The sequence below is a fragment of the Pseudaquabacterium rugosum genome, assembly GCF_038066575.1.
GTDB classification, from domain to species: Bacteria; Pseudomonadota; Gammaproteobacteria; order Burkholderiales; family Burkholderiaceae_C; genus Pseudaquabacterium; species Pseudaquabacterium rugosum.
Genome location: NZ_JBBUTF010000029.1, coordinates 25,987 through 45,819 on the forward strand (window position 1 = coordinate 25,987; position 19,833 = coordinate 45,819).

General features: G+C 70.7%; 7 protein-coding genes. 5 read left to right on the plus strand and 2 right to left on the minus strand.

Annotated elements, in window-relative coordinates:
* Window positions 1–214: 214 nt before the first annotated feature.
* The 3 genes from AACH11_RS22435 (at window position 215) to ribBA (ending at window position 3,003) form a co-directional block, all read left to right on the plus strand.
* Window positions 215–685, plus strand: coding sequence for a hypothetical protein (locus tag AACH11_RS22435; RefSeq protein WP_341376513.1), 471 nt, complete (start codon window positions 215–217; stop codon window positions 683–685).
* Window positions 686–762: 77 nt separating this feature from the next.
* Window positions 763–1,704, plus strand: coding sequence for a DUF2145 domain-containing protein (locus AACH11_RS22440; RefSeq protein WP_341376528.1), 942 nt, complete (start codon window positions 763–765; stop codon window positions 1,702–1,704).
* A 186-nt stretch (window positions 1,705–1,890) separates the two neighbouring features.
* Window positions 1,891–3,003, plus strand: coding sequence for a bifunctional 3,4-dihydroxy-2-butanone-4-phosphate synthase/GTP cyclohydrolase II (gene ribBA / locus AACH11_RS22445; RefSeq protein ID WP_341376514.1), 1,113 nt, complete (start codon window positions 1,891–1,893; stop codon window positions 3,001–3,003).
* A gap of 28 nt (window positions 3,004–3,031) precedes the next feature.
* Here ribBA and AACH11_RS22450 read toward each other — a convergent pair whose 3' ends face one another.
* Entirely contained in the window at window positions 3,032–4,327 is a 1,296-nt protein-coding gene (locus AACH11_RS22450; RefSeq protein ID WP_341376515.1) for a hypothetical protein, read from the minus strand.
* Between the two features lie 94 nt (window positions 4,328–4,421).
* Entirely contained in the window at window positions 4,422–7,331 is a 2,910-nt protein-coding gene (ileS, locus tag AACH11_RS22455) for an isoleucine--tRNA ligase (RefSeq protein WP_341376516.1), read from the minus strand.
* A 706-nt stretch (window positions 7,332–8,037) separates the two neighbouring features.
* Here ileS and AACH11_RS22460 point away from each other — a divergent pair.
* Together AACH11_RS22460 and AACH11_RS22465 are read left to right on the plus strand one after the other, a co-directional pair.
* The gene (locus AACH11_RS22460) at window positions 8,038–8,193 is read left to right on the plus strand and encodes a PEP-CTERM sorting domain-containing protein (protein ID WP_341376517.1); all 156 of its coding nucleotides are present in this window, start codon (window positions 8,038–8,040) and stop codon (window positions 8,191–8,193) included.
* Between the two features lie 341 nt (window positions 8,194–8,534).
* Entirely contained in the window at window positions 8,535–19,769 is an 11,235-nt protein-coding gene (locus tag AACH11_RS22465) for an SdrD B-like domain-containing protein (RefSeq protein ID WP_341376518.1), read from the plus strand.
* Window positions 19,770–19,833 lie beyond the last annotated feature (64 nt).

Consider the following 19,833-nt stretch of genomic DNA (forward strand, 5'->3'; position numbering starts at 1 on the left):
GGCATGTTGCCGGCGTGTTTCGGCGGGCCCGCGATGTTGGCCCAATCCCCTGCGGGCGACCACCCCCCAAACGCCGAGGATCGGCGGCCACCCGTGCAATTCGGTGCATCGACCGGCGGTGCGGCGGTTTATGCTGCGCCGGTTTCCACGCCGGGTGGGCGAGCTGTTCCGTCCTGGCGCCGTGTCCGTACCGCATCCGATCCAGGAGCCTGCCATGGTCCATGCCCTTGTCCGTACCGCCGTCGCCCTCACCCTGGCCGCCGGCGTCCTGCTGCCCACCTGGGCCGCCAGCTCAGCGGCCTCCTCGGCCTCGGACAGCCTGTCGACCTCGGTCGGCAGCCTGTCGGACTCGATCCAGGGATCGAGCAACAGCATCTCCGGTGACCGCAAGGTCGCTGCCGGCGACTACCGCATCATCGACGTGGCCACCGTCGCCGAGCGCCCGGGCCAGTTGCGCGTGACGCTGCAGGCCGGCGTGGCCGGTGCCGCGGCGGAGCCGGTGCTGCTGTACCTGCCGCAGGCCACCGCCGATGCCGCCCGCCTGGCCGTCGGCCAGACGGTGGCCGTCAGCGAGCGGGCCTACGGTCTGGCCTTCGCGCGTGCCGATGCGCCCGCCCAGCCCTTCTTCCTCGTGCTCGAGGACGCCTGGTTCCGTCAGCTCGGATCGCACCCGGTCACGCTGTGAGTCGGCGAGGGGCCGGCGTGCGCGGTGCCGGCCGGGGCGCGTGGCGTCCGGCGCGCCGCGTCCTGCTGCCGGTGCTGATGGCCGTGGCCGGCCCGGCGGCCGCCGATTCAATGCGTTATTGCGACGGGCCGGCCGCGCTCGATGCGCATCAGCAGGATGGCCTGCTGCGCGTGGCCGCACTGGTGCAGGAGATGCTGGAGCCCTCCGGCGTCGAGGTGGCGCTGATCGCCCGCAGCGGCCTGCGCCTGGAGTGGCTGGGCGAGCGCCATTCGCATGCCGGCCTGGCGCTGCGCGACCACCGCGACGGCCGCTGGACGGTGCGTCAGCTCTATTACGCCTGTGATGAGCGGCGGCCGCGCCTGTTCGACCAGGGGCTGGCCGGTTTCGTCATGGGCACGGCCCAGCCCGATCGCGGCCACTACGAGCTGCTGCTGCTCGACGGCGCGGACGGCCGGGCCGTGGCCCGCGCCGCGCTCGACGACCGGCGCGCGCTCGGTCTGCTGTCGGCCGACTACAGCGCCAATGCCTACGCCTGGTCGACCCGCTACCAGAACTGCAACCAGTGGGTGGCCGAGCTGCTGGGCGAGGCCTGGGCGGCGCCGGCCGGCGCGCCGGACGCCGTGGAGGTCCCGGCTGCCGCGGCCGGCGATGTTTCCGGCGCCATCGGCGGCGCGACGACCGATCCCGTCGCCGAGCGGCGTGCCCGCGCGCAGGTCGCGCTGCGGCAGGCCGGCTACGTGCCGCGCACCGTCGAGCTGGGCTGGCTGCCGCTGATGTGGGTGGCCAGCGTCTGGCCCTGGCTGCACACCGACGACCTGCCGGCCGCGCAGTGGGACGCGCGCGCGCTGCAGGTCAGCATGCCGTCCGCGCTCTCGGCCTGGGTCGAGCGCCGGCCGTCGCCGCCGCGGCGCCTGGCGCTGTGCCACCGCGACCGCCAGGTGGTGATCCGCAGCGGCGGCGCGCCGCTGGACGCCGACTGCACGCCGGCCGACGGCGACCGCGTGCTGCAGCTGGACTGAGCGGCCGGTCGCCCACCGGGTCGCACGCGTCGCCCAGGCGCCGCCACGTGCCGCCATGCGCCGCTCTTGCGCGCGGCGGGCCGCCCCGGCCCTCGGCCCGGGGCTAGACTGCACGCTCCGTCCGAGTCCACACCCGCCGCGACGGCGGCGCCTCCCGCCGGGACGCGCCCCCGCCGGCCCCGCGCCATGAACCTCAGCCCGATCCCCGAACTCGTCGCCGACATCGCCGCCGGCCGCATGGTCATCCTCGTCGACGACGAGGACCGCGAGAACGAAGGCGACGTCGTGCTGGCCGCCGAGCACTGCACGGCCGAGCACATCAACTTCATGGCCAAGCACTGCCGCGGCCTGATCTGCCTGACGCTGACGCGCGAGCGCTGCGAGCAGCTGGCGCTGCCGCCGATGGTGCAGCGCAACGGCACCCGCCACGGCACCGCCTTCACCGTCTCGATCGAGGCCGCCGAGGGCATCGAGACCGGCATCAGCGCCGCCGACCGGGCCAAGACCGTGCAGGCCGCCGTGCAGCCCGCGGCCCAGCCGTCCGATCTGACCCGCCCCGGCCACATCTTCCCGCTGCAGGCCGCCGACGGCGGCGTGCTGATGCGCGCCGGCCACACCGAGGCCGGCTGCGATCTGGCGCGCATGGCCGGCGTGCTGCCGGCCTCGGTGATCTGCGAGATCATGAAGGACGACGGCACCATGGCCCGGCTGCCCGATCTGCTGGTCTTCGCCGAGCAGCACGGGCTGAAGGTCGGCACCATCGCCGAGCTGATCCGCTACCGCAGCCGCACCGAGTCGCTGGTCAAGGTGGTCGCGCAGCGGCCGATGGTCACGCCGGCCGGCACCTTCGACAGCCGGGTCTACCGCGACGCCTTCGGCGGCGTGCACCTCGCGCTGACGCTGGGCCAGTGGACCCACACCGATGACGTGCTGGTGCGCGTGCACGAGCCGCTGTCGGTGCTGGACTGGCTGGACGGCAGCGCCGCCGGCGCCCACAGCTGGCCGCTGCAGCAGGCGCTGGCCACGCTGCAGGCCCAGGGCCGCGGCGTGGCGCTGATGCTCAACTGCGGCGAGACCGGCGACGACCTGGCCGAGCGCCTGATCCGCCCCGACGCCGAGCCGGCCGCGCGCCACGGCAATGCCGAGCTGAACCTGCGCACCTATGGCGTGGGCGCGCAGATCCTGCGCTCGCTGGGCGTGGCGCGGATGCGGGTGCTGGGCGCGCCGCGCCGCATGCCCAGCATGACCGGCTACGGGCTGGAGACGGTGGGCTTCGTGCGCCCGGGCGAGGCGATCTGAGCCGCCGCGGCCCGGCGAGGCGGGGAGCTCAGGCCCCGCGCGCCGGGCGGCCGTTGATCAGCGGCACGCCGTCCAGGCGGCGCTCGATCTCGGCCATCAGCCGCTTGTAGGCCGGTGCGTCGACGCCGCCGAAGCGGCGCACGAATTCCGGGTCCTGCATGTTCTCGGGCAGATCGGCGATCGAGGGCAGCAGGTCGGCCTCGGTGAAGCCGGCGGCCAGCGCCTGCTGCAGGCGCTGCGGCTGGCGCAGCAGCACCTGGCCGAAGCGGGTGCCGGCGCGGTCGGCGGCCAGATCGTTGAAGCTGAAGCCGCTGCCGCCGCGCGCGTCCTTGACCTCCTTGTACAGGCCGACCACGTCGGCCAGCGGGCTGCCGCCCTCCATCGCCAGCACGGCCGAGACCAGGAAGTGCTTGACCGTGTCGTCGCGGCCGGCCAGCTCCACGCGCAGCGGCGCCAGCTTGGGCCAGCGCCGGGCGTCGGGCACCAGCGCGTGCAGGCCGCGGCCGTTGACATAGCTCGTCAGGGCCAGCAGGGCGGCGCGGTTCTCGCGCGCGGCGTCGCCGCCCGCGCGGCTGCGCTCCTCGGCGAAGGCGGCCATCGGCGACAGCAGGGCCACCAGCGAGACCGGCCGCCGCGGGCCGGGGCCGCGGGCCAGATCGTGCGTCAGCTGCGCCAGCCGCTCGGCGTGGGCCTTCATGCGCAGCTGTTCCTCGGGGCTCATCAGGCTGCTGGCCAGCCGGCGTTCGAGGTCGCGCGGCCAGGCGAAGGCGATCACCATCTGGCCGCCCCGTGTGAAGCCGACGCGGGTGATCAGGTCGAGGGCCAGTTCGCCCTGGGCCAGCAGGCCGGCACGCTCCAGCAGCCGCGGCAGCGCCCATTCGGCCAGGGCCGGCGGCAGCGGCAGGGAGCCGATGCGCAGCGCCGCCAGGCGGGGCACGTCCTCGGTCTGTTCCAGCACCGCGCGCAGGTTCAGCCAGCGGCCCTCGCCCAGGCGGCGCAGCGGCGCGCTGGCCTCGATGCCCATGCGGCCCTCGACGATCTCGGCCCGCACGCGTGGTTCGAGGTGCAGGCGGCGTGCCGCCTGCGTGGCCAGCAGCTCCAGATCGCGCGTGCTCAGCAGCACCGCGCGCTGCACCCCGGGTGCGGCATAGCGCGGATCGTGCCGCTGCACGATGGTGTTGACGCGGGCGATGTCCTCGACGCTGGCCGGGGCGGCCGGCGCGGTCAGCGGCATGCCGTCGACGGCCGCCCACAGGGCGGCGGCCAGCAGCAGGGGAACGGCGATCGCCAGGGCGATCAGGACGCGGAACAGGAGGCGCAGCATGGCGCGCAGTCTGCCACCTCCGGCGCGGACCTATCCCCGCAGAAGCGGGGCGCGGGTCGTGGGGCCGGCCGGGCGGGGCGGCCCCGGCGCGGCCTCAGGCGTGGCGGCGCGTCTCGCCGTCGCCGTGCAGGTTGCTGGTGCAGCGGCCGCAGATCGTCGGGTGCGCCGCGTCGTGGCCGACGTCGGCGCGCCAGTGCCAGCAGCGCTCGCACTTGGCGTGGGCGGTGGGGTTGACCTCGATGGCCAGCGACTCGCCCGGCTGCAGACGGGCGGCCGAGGTGATGAAGACGAACTTCAGGTCCTCGCCCAGCGAGCGCAGGATCTCCAGCGTCTCCGGCGCTGCCGTCACCGTCACCTCGGCCTGCAGGGACGAGCCCACGCCGCCTTCGGTGCGCACCGCCTCGATCGCCTTGTTGACCGCCTCGCGCACCGCGCGCACCTGCGCCCACTTGGCCAGCAGGCCGGCGTCCGGCGTGGCCAGCGGCCAGTACGTCTGCAGGAAGATGCTGCCGTGCTCGGGCGCGAAGAGGGCCCAGGCCTCCTCGGCGGTGAAGCTCAGGAACGGGGCCATCCAGCGCAGCATGGACTGCGTCAGGTGCCACAGCGCGGTCTGGGCGCTGCGGCGGGCCACGCTGCCGGGGGCCGTGGTGTAGAGGCGGTCCTTGAGCACGTCGAGGTAGAACGCGCCCAGGTCCTCCGAGCAGAACACCTGCAGCTTGGCCACCACCGGGTGGAACTCGTAGCGCTCGTAGTGGGCCAGGATCTCGGCCTGGAACTCGGCGGCGCGGGCCAGCGCCCAGCGGTCGACCTCCAGCAGCTCGTCGGCGCCCACGCTGTCGGTGGTGACGTCGAAGTCGCTGACGTTGGCCAGCAGGAAGCGCAGCGTGTTGCGGATGCGGCGGTAGCCGTCGACCACGCGGGCCAGGATCTTGTCGTCGCCGGCGATGTCGCCCGAGTAGTCGGACGCGGCCACCCACAGGCGGATGATCTCGGCGCCCAGCTTCTGGCTGACCTGCTGCGGGTCGATGCCGTTGCCCAGGCTCTTGCTCATCTTGCGGCCCTGGCTGTCGACGGTGAAGCCGTGGGTCAGCAGGCCGCGGTAGGGCGCGCGGTCGAACAGGGCGCAGGCCAGCAGCAGCGAGCTGTGGAACCAGCCGCGGTGCTGGTCGTGCCCCTCGAGATACAGGTCGGCCTCAGGGCCCTCGTCGTGGTGGCCGAGCGAGCCGTGGCTGTCGGCATGGGTGCCGCGCAGCACGTGCCAGAAGGTGCTGCCGGAGTCGAACCAGACCTCCAGGATGTCGCTGCTCTTGGCGTACAGCGCGGCGTCCTCCGCACCCAGGATGTCCTCGGCGGTGACGCGGCTCCAGGCCTCGATGCCGCCGGCCTCGACGATGTCGGCGGCGCGGTCCAGGATGGCCATGGTGTCGGGGTGCAGTTCGCCCGTCACCTTGTGCAGGAAGAAGGGCACCGGCACGCCCCAGCTGCGCTGGCGCGAGATGCACCAGTCGGGCCGCCCGGCGATCATGTCGCGCAGGCGGGCCTTGCCGTTCTCGGGGTAGAACCGGGTGTGCTCGATGGCGTCGAGCGCCAGCTGGCGCAGCGTCTTCGGCGCCTTGTCCTTCGTGAACACGCCCTCGCCCTCGTCCATGCGGATGAACCACTGCGCGGCGGCGCGGTAGATCACCGGCGTCTTGTGGCGCCAGCAGTGCGGGTAGCTGTGGGTGATGGCCTGGGTGGCCAGCAGGCGGTCGCTCTGTGCGAGCACTTCCAGGATGCGCGGCACGGCCTTCCAGATGTGCTGGCCGCCGAAGAAGGGCAGCGCGTCGACGTAGACGCCATGGCCCTGCACCGGGTTCAGGATGTCGTCGGTCTTCAGGCCGTGGGCGACGCAGCTGTTGAAGTCGTCCACGCCGTAGGCCGGCGCCGAATGCACGATGCCGGTGCCGTCGGCCGCGGTCACGTAGTCGGCCAGGTAGAGCGGGCTCTTGCGGCGGTAGCCGTACGGGCCGCCGTCTTCCGCGCTGACCGTGTCGAACAGCGGGTGGCGGAAGACCAGGCCCTTGAGCGCCTCGCCCTTGGCCGTGGCGATGACGCTGCCTTCGAGCTGGTAGCGCTCCAGGCACTTCGCCACCAGGTCCTCGGCCAGCATCAACACGCCGCGCGGCGTGTCGACCAGCGCGTACGTCAGCTCAGGATGGGCGTTGAGCGCCTGGTTGGCGGGGATGGTCCAGGCGGTGGTGGTCCAGATGACGGTGAAGGCCTTCTTGGCGCCGCTGGTCACCGAATCGGGCAGGGCGGCCAGGCCGAAGGCGGCGGCCAGCGCGCCCAGATCGTCGGCCTCGAAGGCCACGTCCAGCGTGTCGCTCTTCTTGTCCGCGTACTCGATCTCGAACTCGGCCAGGCTGGAGCCGCAGTCGAAGCACCAGTAGACCGGCTTCAGGCCGCGGTAGACGAAGCCGCGCTCGATCACGCGCTTGAAGGCGCGGATCTCGCCGGCCTCGTTGGCGTGGTCCATCGTGCGGTAGGGGTGCTCCCAGTCGCCGAGCACGCCCAGGCGCTTGAAGTCCTCGCGCTGCTGGGCGATCTGCTCGGTGGCATACGCGCGGCTCTTCGCCTGCATGTCGTCGCGGCTGAGCGAGCGGCCGTGCTTCTTCTCGATCGCGTTCTCGATCGGCAGGCCGTGGCAGTCCCAACCCGGCACGTACTGGGCGTCGAAGCCGCTCAGCTGGCGCGACTTGACGATCATGTCCTTGAGCACCTTGTTGACGGCGTGGCCCATGTGGATCGCGCCGTTGGCGTAGGGCGGGCCGTCGTGCAGGATGAACTTCGGGGCGCCGCAGCGCGCGTCGCGCAGCTGCTTGTAGACGCCGTCCTCGTTCCAGGCTTTCACCCAGCCCGGCTCGCGCTTGGGCAGGTCGCCGCGCATCGGGAACGGGGTGTCGGGCAGGTTCAGCGTGGCGCGGTAGTCAGGGGCGCTGCCTTCGGGGCGGGTCGCGTCGGTCATGGCGGGCTGGGACGCGCACGGACCGCACGCGCCGGACTTCGAGGGGAGTCGGAGGGTGGCCGGGGCGCATGCGCCGACGGCCGGCTGGAGGGGCGGAAGCGGGCCGGGCGCGGGGCCCGGCGGACGGCCGGCCGGTCACCGGTGCCGCCGTGTGCGCCGGAGCGCGGGGTGGAGGTCCGGGACGCGGGCGGCCGCTCAGCCGCGCGCGACGCAAATTCGGTCGCGGGTGGTCTGCCGCCGCGTCGAGGCGTGGGCGGTCGGCAGCCGGCGGAGCACAGCGGCAGGCATGGGGGCGGATTGTAAGTGGCGGGGCCGGCGAGGGCGTCCCGCGGCCCTGCCGGGGCGCCGCCGGGCCGGGGTCGGGCCGGGGCCTGATCGGCGTGTCGCACCCCTTGTTGAATATGCCGCTGCAGCGATTCAATATTTGCAACTTAAGTCACTGGCGCTGTTTATTCTGTCAATTCGGTGAGAAGTGTTGCAATTTGTGCAATTCTGAAATCGCAGGAAACGGAGAGGGTTTGTCGGTGAATTTGACAGGGGTTTGTGTGTACCCCTCGTTACGGGGATCAAGTCGTTGTGGCGACGAGGAAAACCGGGTGTGGCACATGCATTGCTAAAAATGAGTGTTCATGCAGCTTTGTGAATTGCTTCACGCGGCTCCCGAAGCGGCTGAATTTCTCTCTCTTCGTTCCACAGGAGTCCCTCCATGAAGTCCATCGCCAAGTTCCTCGGCGCCGCCGCCTCGCTGACCGTCGCCACCATGGGCGCCGCCCACGCGCTGCCGGCGCTGCCCGAGCCGGGCACCGTTTCGCTGGTTGCCCTGGGCATCGCCGGCGTCGTGCTGTTCAGCCGCCGCAAGTAATCCGGCGGGTTCGCGGAACCGGTCGCCTGCGCCTTCAAGCTCTGACAGCCCCTGGCGCGGCAGTCGTTGGTCCATGACCGCGCCCCGGCAGGTCGACCGTTTCCCACCCTGATCCCCGCAGACCCTGGGTCTGCCCCGATTCGAGACCGGCCCGGCCCTGCCGTGCGGGTCGCCCGTTCGATACGACGTCCTGTGCGTGCGCCCAGCCCACGCCGGAGAGCGCGACGAACCCGGGTGGTTCGTCTTGATGCCCCGGGTGCCCTCGTGGTGCCCACAGCCCGTCCGCCCCGTCACCCGGTCTGCCGTGCAGATCGGCCCCGAGTCCCCCGGAGTCCTTGATGATGTCCACGCAGTCCATCACGATCAGCGTTTCCTACCTAGGCACCAACGGCCTGCCGTCCCTGTTCGATGTCGTCGTGTCCTCGGAGTCGACGCTGAACCCGACCTACCCGGCATCGGGCACGCTGTACGACGCCTGGTGTCTCGACACGCGCATCTCCATCAATGTGCCGGGCACCTACGTGGCCGACACCTACTCGCCCTACGACCGCAGCGTGCTGGCCAGCGAGCTGCCCAACCTGGGCAACCCGGGCGGCTTCGCCGACAACCTGGACTCGATCAACTGGCTGCTGGGCTACTACAGCGCCAACAGCGCGTCGGTCGGCTACGGCAACATGCAGGCCGCGATCTGGACGCTGATGGGCCAGGACTGGCACGTGGGCGCGGCCTACCTGGGCACCACCGACCAGACCGTCATCGACGGCCTGGTCAGCAACGCGCTGGCCCAGGACGGCTATGTCGCCCAGGCCGGTGACACGATCGGCGTCGTCCTCGACCCCACCAACGTCAACGGCGTGCAGCAGCAGACCCTGCTGATCACGACCAAGGCCGCCGCCATCGGCGACCGCGTCTGGGAAGACACCGACGCCGACGGCGTGCAGGACGCGGGCGAGGCCGGCATCGCCGGCGCCACCGTCGAGCTGGTGCGTGACGTCAACGGCGACGGCGTGATCTCGGCCGCCGAAGTGCTGCAGACCGCCGTCACCGACGCCGCCGGCAACTACCTGTTCAACGGCCTGGCGCCGGGCGTGGCCTACCAGGTCCGCTTCACGCTGCCGTCCGGCTACGACGCCCTGTCGCCGACCGACGCCGGCGGCGACGACGCCACCGACAGCGACGGCCTGCTGTCCGGCGTGCTGGTGCTGGCCCCCGGGGCCACCAACAGCACGGTCGACGGCGGCTTCTACAAGTACGCCCAGCTGGGCGACCGCGTCTGGCTGGATGCCGACCGCGACGGCACCCAGGATGCCGGCGAGGCCGGTCTGGCCAACGTGACGGTCAACCTGCTGGACGCCAACGGCGCCGTGGTGGCCACCACCACGACCGACGCCAGCGGCAACTACCACTTCACCGGTCTGGTGCCGAGCACCTACTCGGTCCAGTTCGTCAAGCCCGCCGGCTACGACTTCACCACCGCCGATGCCGGCAACGACGGCACCGACAGCGATGCCTCGGCCACCACCGGCAACACCGCGGCCATCGTGCTGCGCTCGGGCGACAACGTCACCGACATCGACGCCGGCCTGGTCACCGCCACGGCCCCGACCGCCCACATCGGCGACCGCGTGTTCGAGGACCTCGACGGCGACGGCGTCCAGGATGCCGGCGAAGCGGGCCTGGGCGGCGTGACCGTCAGCCTGCGCAACAGCTCGGGCATCGTCGTGGCCACGACCACCACCGATGCCAGCGGCAACTACGGCTTCGACGTGGCCGCCGGCACCTACTCGGTCCAGGTCACCGCGCCGGCCGGCTATGTGCTGACCGCCCGCGATCAAGGCGGTGACGACACGCTCGACAGCGACGTCAGCCCGACCACCGGCCGCAGCAACAGCTTCAGCGTCGTCGCCGGCCAGAGCAAGACCGATGTCGACGCCGGCCTCTACCGCCTGGCCAACCTGGGTGACCAGGTCTTCGTCGACACCAACGGCAACGGCCAGCAGGATGCGGGCGAGACCGGCATCTGGGGCGTCACGGTACAGCTGCTGGACGCCAGCGGCAACGTCGTCGACGAGCGCCTGACCGACGTCAACGGCAACTACCTGTTCACCGATCTGGCGCCGGGCACCTACAGCGTGAAGTTCGTGCCGCCGGCCGGCTACACCTTCACCCAGCAGGATGTCGGTGCGGACGTGAGCGACAGCGATGCGGATGCCAGCGGCCAGACCGCCGCCTTCGCGCTGACCTCGGGCCAGGACAAGTTCGACCTCGACGCCGGCCTGCTGTCGCCGACGCCGACGACCGGCACCGTCACCGGCACCGTGCTGCTGGACACCAACAACGACAACGTCGGCGACACCGCGGCGCCGGGCGTGACCGTCGTGCTGCGTGATCCGTCGGGCGCCGTGGTGCAGACCACCGTCACCGGCGCCGACGGCAGCTACACCTTCACCAACGTCGTTCCGGGCAACTACACCGTCACCGAGACCAATCCGGTCGGCGTGCTGGACGTGGCCGACAAGGACGGCGGCGACCTCAACAGCATCCCCGTCACCGTCTCCGCCGGCCAGACCAGCGGCGGCAACTTCTTCGTCGACGAGAAGGTCGCGACCCTGGGCGACAAGGTGTGGCTGGACGCCGACGCCGACGGCCAGCAGGACGCGGGCGAGGCCGGCGTGGCCGACGTCACCGTGGAGCTGCTGGACGCGGCGGGCACCGTGATCGCGACGACCACGACCGACGCCAGCGGCAACTACCTGTTCGACAACCTGGCCCCGGGCAGCTACTCGGTGAAGTTCGTCACCCCGACGGGCTACACGCTGACCACGGCCAACGTGGGCGCGGACGCGTCCGACTCGGACGCGAACCCGAGCACCGGCATCACCGGCACCTACACGCTGAACGCCGGTGACGTGAACCTGAGCGCCGATGCCGGCCTGGTCGCCGCGCCGACCTCGGGCACGGTGACCGGCACCGTGCTGCTGGACAGCGACAACGACAACGTGGGCGACACCCCGGCCCCGGGCGTGACCGTGCAGCTGCGCGATCCGGCCGGCAACGTGGTGGCCACGACCACCACCGGCGCCGACGGCAGCTACACCTTCCCGAACGTGCCGGCCGGCAGCTACACCGTGACGGAAGTGAATCCGGCCGGCGTGCTGGACGTGGTCGACAGCGACGGCGGCAACCCGAACAGCGTGGCCGTGACGGTCACGCCGGGCCAGACGACCTCGGGCGTGGTCTTCGTCGACGAGAAGACCGCCAAGCTGGGCGACCGCGTGTGGCTGGACGCCGACGCCGACGGCCAGCAGGACGCGGGCGAGGCCAACGTGGCCAACGTCACCGTGCAGCTGCTGAACAGCGCCGGCACGGTGGTCGCGACGACCGCCACCGACGCCAACGGCAACTACCTGTTCGACGGCCTGGCTCCGGGCACCTACTCGGTGAAGTTCGTCACCCCGACGGGCTACACGCTGACCACGGCCAACGTGGGCGCGGACGCTTCCGACTCGGACGCGAACCAGAGCACGGGCATCACCGGCACCTACACGCTGAACGCAGGTGACGACAACCGCACGGTGGACGCGGGCCTGGTGGCGCTGCCGACGACCGGCACGGTCAGCGGCACGGTGCTGCTGGACAGCAACAACGACGACGTGGGTGACACCCCGGCCCCGGGCGTGACCGTGCAGCTGCGCGATCCGGCCGGCAATGTGGTGGCGACCACCACCACCGGCGCCGACGGCAGCTACACCTTCACCGGTGTGAACCCGGGCAGCTACACCGTGACGGAAGTGAATCCGTCGGGCGTGCTGGACGTGGTCGACAGCGACGGCGGCAACCCGAACAGCGTGGCCGTGACGGTCACCGCGGGCCAGACGACCTCGGGCGTGGTCTTCGTCGACGAGAAGGTCGCGAAGCTGGGCGACAAGGTGTGGCTGGACAGCGATGCCGACGGCCAGCAGGACGCGGGCGAGGCCGGCGTGGCCAACGTGACGGTGCAGCTGCTGAACGCGGCCGGCACGGTCGTGGCCACCACGCTGACCGACGCCTCGGGCAACTACCTGTTCGACACGCTGGCCCCGGGCAGCTATTCGGTGAAGTTCGTCGCTCCGGCGGGCTACACGCTGACGACGGCCAACAGCGGCGCGGACGCGACCGACTCGGACGCGAACGCCACGACGGGCGTGACCGGCAGCTACACGCTGAACGCCGGTGACGACAACCGCACGGTGGATGCCGGTCTGCTGCCGAGCAACGGCTCGATCAGCGGCAAGGTGCTGGAGGACAGCAACAACGACAACACCGGCGACACCCCGATCGCGGGCGTGACGGTGGTGCTGAAGGACGCCGCGGGCACGGTCATCGCGACGACCACGACCGGCGCGGACGGCAGCTACAGCTTCGGCGGTCTGGCGGGCGGCAACTACTCGGTGACCGAGCAGACCCCGGCCGGCTTCACCGACGTCAGCGACAAGGACGGCGGTGACCTGAACACCATCGCCGTGACGCTGCCGGTGGGCGGCTCCAGCGCGGGCAATGACTTCGTCGATGAGCGTCCGGGCTCGATCACGGGCACGGTGCTGCTGGACAGCAACAACGACAACGTCGGCGACACCCCGGCCCCGGGCGTGACGCTGACGCTGAAGGACGCGGCCGGCAACACGGTGGCCACGACCACGACCGGCGCCGACGGCAGCTACACCTTCACCGGTGTGCCGGCGGGCCAGTACACGGTGACGGAGACGGATCCGGCGGGCACGCTGGACGTGGCCGACAAGGACGGCGGCAACCTGGACGTCATCGCGGTGACGGTGACCGGTGGCCAGACCAACGCGGGCAACTTCTTCGTCGACGAGAAGGTCGCGAAGCTGGGCGACCGCGTGTGGCTGGACGCCGACGCCGACGGCCAGCAGGACGCGGGCGAGGCCAACGTGGCCAACGTCACCGTGCAGCTGCTCAACAGCGCCGGCACGGTGGTCGCGACGACCGCCACCGACGCCAACGGCAACTACCTGTTCGACGGCCTGGCCCCGGGCAGCTACTCGGTGAAGTTCGTCACCCCGACGGGCTACACGCTGACCACGGCCAATGTGGGCGCGGACGCGTCCGATTCGGACGCGAACCCGAGCACCGGCATCACCGGCACCTACACGCTGAACGCCGGTGACGACAACCGCACGGTGGACGCGGGCCTGGTGGCCCTGCCGACGACCGGCACGGTCAGCGGCACGGTGCTGCTGGACAGCAACAACGACGACGTGGGTGACACCCCGGCCCCGGGCGTGACCGTGCAGCTGCGCGATCCGGCCGGCAATGTGGTGGCGACCACCACCACCGGCGCCGACGGCAGCTACACCTTCACCGGTGTGAACCCGGGCAGCTACACCGTGACGGAAGTGAATCCGGCCGGCGTGCTGGACGTGGTCGACAGCGACGGCGGCAACCCGAACAGCGTGGCCGTGACGGTCACCGCGGGCCAGACGACCTCGGGCGTGGTCTTCGTCGACGAGAAGGTCGCGAAGCTGGGCGACAAGGTGTGGCTGGACAGCGATGCCGACGGCCAGCAGGACGCGGGCGAGGCCGGCGTGGCCAACGTGACGGTGCAGCTGCTGAACGCGGCCGGCACGGTCGTGGCCACCACGCTGACCGACGCTTCGGGCAACTACCTGTTCGACACGCTGGCCCCGGGCAGCTATTCGGTGAAGTTCGTCGCTCCGGCGGGCTACACGCTGACGACGGCCAACAGCGGCGCGGACGCGACCGATTCGGACGCGAACGCCACGACGGGCGTGACCGGCAGCTACACGCTGAACGCCGGTGACGACAACCGCACGGTGGATGCCGGCCTGCTGCCGAGCAACGGCTCGATCAGCGGCAAGGTGCTGGAAGACAGCAACAACGACAACACCGGCGACACCCCGATCGCGGGCGTGACGGTGGTGCTGAAGGACGCCGCGGGCACGGTCATCGCGACGACCACGACCGGTGCGGACGGCAGCTACAGCTTCGGCGGTCTGGCGGGCGGCAACTACTCGGTGACCGAGCAGACCCCGGCCGGCTTCACCGACGTCAGCGACAAGGACGGCGGTGACCTGAACACCATCGCCGTGACGCTGCCGGTGGGCGGCTCCAGCGCGGGCAATGACTTCGTCGATGAGCGTCCGGGCTCGATCACGGGCACGGTGCTGCTGGACAGCAACAACGACAACGTGGGTGACACCCCGGCCCCGGGCGTGACGCTGACGCTGAAGGACGCTGCCGGCAACACGGTGGCCACGACCACGACCGGCGCCGACGGCAGCTACACCTTCACCGGTGTGCCGGCGGGCCAGTACACGGTGACGGAGACGGATCCGGCGGGCACGCTGGACGTGGCCGACAAGGACGGCGGCAACCTGGACGTCATCGCGGTGACGGTGACCGGTGGCCAGACCAACGCGGGCAACTTCTTCGTCGACGAGAAGACCGCCAAGCTGGGCGACCGTGTGTGGCTGGACAGCGACGCCGACGGCCAGCAGGACGCGGGCGAGGCCAACGTGGCCAACGTCACCGTGCAGCTGCTCAACAGCGCCGGCACGGTGGTCGCGACGACCGCCACCGACGCCAACGGCAACTACCTGTTCGACGGCCTGGCCCCGGGCAGCTACTCGGTGAAGTTCGTCACCCCGACGGGCTACACGCTGACCACGGCCAACGTGGGCGCGGACGCGTCCGACTCGGACGCGAACCAGAGCACGGGCATCACCGGCACCTACACGCTGAACGCCGGTGACGACAACCGCACGGTGGACGCGGGCCTGGTGGCCCTGCCGACGACCGGCACGGTGACCGGCACGGTGCTGCTGGACAGCAACAACGACGACGTGGGTGACACCCCGGCCGCCGGCGTGGTGGTTCAGCTGCGCAATCCGGCCGGCACCGTGGTGGCCTCCACCACGACGGGCGCGGACGGCAGCTACACGTTCACCAACGTGGCCCCGGGCAACTACACCGTCACCGAAGTCAACCCGGCCGGCGTGCTGGACGTGGCCGACAAGGACGGTGGTGACCTGAACAACATCGCCGTGACGGTGGTGGCGGGTCAGGCCAGCACGGGCAACGTGTTCGTCGACGAGAAGGCCGCGAAGCTGGGCGACAAGGTGTGGCTGGACAGCGACGCCGACGGCCAGCAGGACGCGGGCGAAGCCGGCGTGGCCAACGTGACGGTGCAGCTGCTGAACGCGGCCGGCACGGTCCTGGCGACCACGACCACCGATGCCGCCGGCAACTACCTGTTCGACAACCTGGCCCCGGGTGCCTACACGGTGAAGTTCGTCACCCCGACGGGCTACACGCTGACCACGGCCAACGTGGGTGCGGACGCGACCGACTCGGACGCCAACGCCACCACCGGCCTGACCGGCACCTACACGCTGAACGCCGGCGACGCGAACCTGACGGCCGATGCCGGTCTGGTCGCCCTGCCGACGAGCGGCGCGGTGACCGGCAAGGTCCTGCTGGACAGCAACAACGACAACGTGGGCGACACCCCGGCCGCCGGCGTGACCGTGCAGCTGCGCAACGCCGCCGGCACCGTGGTGGCGACCACCACGACGGGCGCCGACGGCAGCTATGCCTTCACCGGCGTGGCCCCGGGCAGCTACACCGTGACCGAGGTGAACCCGGCCGGCGTGCTGGACGTGGCCGACAAGGACGGCGGCAACCTCAACAGCATCGCCGTGACGGTGGTGGCGGGCCAGACCAACACCGGCAACGACTTCGTCGACGAGAAGGTCGCGAAGATCGGTGACAAGGTGTGGGTCGATGCCAACGGCAACGGCGTGCAGGACACGGGCGAGGTCGGCCTGGCCGGCGCCACCGTGACGCTGCGCGACAGCGCCGGCAACGCCGTGGCCACCACGACCACCGACGCCAGCGGCGTCTACGGCTTCGACGTGGCCCCGGGCAGCTACTCGGTGCAGGTGACGGCGCCCACGGGCTACGTCTTCACCGGCAAGGACAGCGGCAGCAACGATGCCGTCGACAGCGATGTCGACGCGACCACCGGCCGCAGCGCGACCGTCTCGGTCAACGCCGGTGACGTCGTCAGCAGCCTGGATGCCGGCCTCTACAAGAAGGCCAGCCTGGGCGACAAGGTCTGGTTCGACACCGACGGTGACGGCCAGCAGGACGCGGGCGAGGCCGGTGCGGCCGGCGTGACCGTGCAGCTGCTCAACGCCGCCGGCACGGTGGTGGCCACGCAGCTGACCAACGCCAGCGGCAACTACCTGTTCAGCGACCTGGCCCCGGGCAGCTACTCGGTGAAGTTCGTCGCGCCGTCGGGCTACAAGTTCACCACCGCCAACAGCGGTGCGGACGCGACCGACAGCGACGTCGATGGCACCACCGGCACCACCGGCAGCTACACGCTGGCCTCGGGCGATGCCCGGACCGACGTCGATGCCGGCCTGAAGGTCTGCCTGGTCAAGATCGGCGACAAGGTCTGGCTGGATGCCGACAAGGACGGCGTGCAGGACGCGGGCGAGGCCGGCGTGGCCGGCGTCACCGTCAAGCTCGTGGGGGCCGGTACCGACGGCGTGCTGGGCACGTCCGACGACACCGTGCGCACCACGACGACCGACGCCAGCGGCAACTACAGCTTCGCCGACGTGGCCCATGGCAGCTACCGCGTGCAGCTGGTGGTGCCGTCGTCCTACGCGCTGACCACGGCCAACGTGGGCACCAACGACGCCGTCGACTCCGACTTCGTCAAGTCCACGGTGCTGGGCACGACCAACCTGATCGTCAACGGCAGCTTCGAGGCGACGCAGACCGCGGGTTACTACAGCAGCTTCAGCGGCTGGTGCGCGGTCAACGACAAGATCGAGCTGAACAAGGCCACGGCCTACGGCGTGAACGGTGCCAGCGGCAACATGGTCGTCGAGCTCGACGCCAACGCCTGCGTCACCGGCGGTCTGTACCAGGAGGTCAAGACCGCCGCGGGCCAGACCTACGAGCTGTCGGTCGACCTGGCCCAGCGCGCGGGCTACTCGGCCTCGACCAACACGGTCGAGATCTACTGGGCCGGCACCAAGATCGCCACCATCGATCCGTCGAGCACCACGCTGACCACCTACACGTTCTCGGTCACGGGCACGGGCGGCAACGACCGCCTGACCTTCAAGGAGACGAGCAACGACGATGACAGCATCGGCGGCATCATCGACAACGTGAAGCTGGTGACCAAGGACACGGTGGTGCAGACCGACGTGACCGTCAACACCTGCGCCGACAACCTGACCGTCGACGCCGGCCTGACGACCACCCGCGACATCGGCGTGGACATCGAGAAGTACGTCTCGACCGTGCGCACCAGCACCAGCACCACCGGTGGCACCGAGGGCGCGACCTGCAGCTACTGGAAGTCGGCGACGACCTTCAACTGGTACAGCTGGAGCTACGAGTTCACCGGCACCGGCTGCAAGACGGGCACGAGCTTCAACAGCCTCTTCGGCACCAGCGACAGCAGCTACGGCAACTGCACGCTGGCCCAGGTGCTGGCCTTCACCGAGACCTCGGGCAAGAAGGCGCTGATGCGCGAGGCCGTGGCCGCCTACCTGAACGCCTGCCACAGCAGCGTCGACTACGAGTACAGCAAGGACCAGGTCTGCCAGCAGGTCAAGTACTGCTTCACCAGCGGCAGCTACGACAGCAGCTTCGCCTCGTTCAAGTACGAGAACGAGCAGGGTTGCAACTGGAGCACCAGCAAGACCACCTCGACCTCGGTCGTCGACACCCAGCTGTACGACGCCGATGCGCCTCCGGGGCTGGACGTCACCACCGGCTCCACCGTGGTGTTCACCTACAAGGTGACCAACACCGGTGATGCCGCGCTGAAGAACGTCACCGTCACCGACGACCGCATCCAGTCGATCAGCTACGTCAGTGGCGACATCAACTGCAACGGCCTGCTGGACGTGGGCGAGACCTGGACCTACACGGCGCGCGAAACGGCCTCCTCGGGCACGATCAAGAACGTCGGCACGGTCACGGCCACCGACACGGTCGACGGCGCCACCAAGGTCACCGACAGCGACGCCGCGTACTACACCGGCGCCGCCTCGACGGCCAAGGGCGCGATCGGCGACCGCGTGTGGGCGGACACCGACTGCGACGGCGTGCAGGACAGCACCGAGAAGGGCGTGGCCGGCGTGACGGTCAAGCTCAAGGGCGCGGGCACCGACGGCGTCTTCGGCACCACCGACGACATCGCCGCCAGCACCGTCACCGATGCCAACGGCCGCTACCAGTTCTCGGGTCTGGCCGCCGGCAAGTACCAGGTCGAGTTCACCGCGGCCAACGCCACCTTCACTGGTCAGAACAAGGGCACGAACGACGCCTGCGACAGCGATGTCGATGCCAGCGGCACGACGGGCGTCATCACCCTGGCCGCCGGTGAGCAGAACCTGACGGTGGATGCCGGCCTGGTGACCACCGGCAAGGCCGCGGTCGGCAACATGGTCTGGCAGGACAGCAACCACAACAACGTCTACGACGCCGGCGAGTGCGGCATCGAGGGCGTGACGGTGCGGCTCTACAGCGCCTCCACCGGCGCCGTGGTGGCCACCTGCAAGACCGATGACGACGGCAAGTACCTGTTCAGCGGCCTGGCCGCCGGCAGCTACTTCCTGGAGTTCGACAAGACCAACGTCATCTACGACGGCATCAACCTCAATGCCTGGAAGTACGCGGTCAAGGACAGCGGCAGCAACGACCTGATCGACTCCGATGTCGCCGGTGACGCGGCGGCGACCACCAACGTCTCGCGCACCAGCACCTTCACGCTGACGGCAGGCCAGAACGACGTGTCGAAGGACGCCGGCATCACGCCGCTGGTCATCGACCTCGACGGTGACGGCATCCAGACCCTCAGCCGCGAGAACAGCGCCGGCACCTTCGACCTGCTGGGCACCGGCCACGGCATCGATTCGGGCTGGATCTCGTCGGGTGACGGCTTCCTGGCGGTCGACAAGGACGGCAACGGCACGATCGACGGCATCGACGAGCTGTTCGGTGGCGTGAACCAGGGCGACGGCTACGCCGACCTGGCCGCCTACGACAGCAACGGCGACGGCTTCGTCAACGCCAGCGACGCGGCCTTCGCCGAGCTGAAGATCTGGCAGGACATCGATGGCGACCACGTCACCGATGCCGGCGAGCTCTACAGCCTGGCCGATGCCGGCATCGTCAGCCTGCAGGTCGCCCACACGAGCGACTTCGCGGTCGACGCGCAGGGCAACGTGCACGGCGAGTCGAGTGCGGTGACGCTGGCCGACGGCCGCTCGGTGACGATGACCGACATCTACTTCAACGTCTCGTCCGAAGACGCGGCGGCCGCGGGCATCACCGCGCCGACGATCGGCGAGCTGCTGGGTGACGATGTCAGTCTCGACACCGTGCTGGGCCAGAGCGCTGTGGCCGCCACCACGGTGGCGACCGCCAGCTGCGACAGCGCCTGCACGGCCGCGGCCGACACCAGCGAGCTGCTGCGCAAGCTGACCACGCTGCAGACGGCCGACACCCTGGCTCACGCCTGAGCCTGAGTCCGGACGGCCGATGCCGGCCGGGGGACCGCGCCTGTCGCGGGCCCCTCGGTCCGGT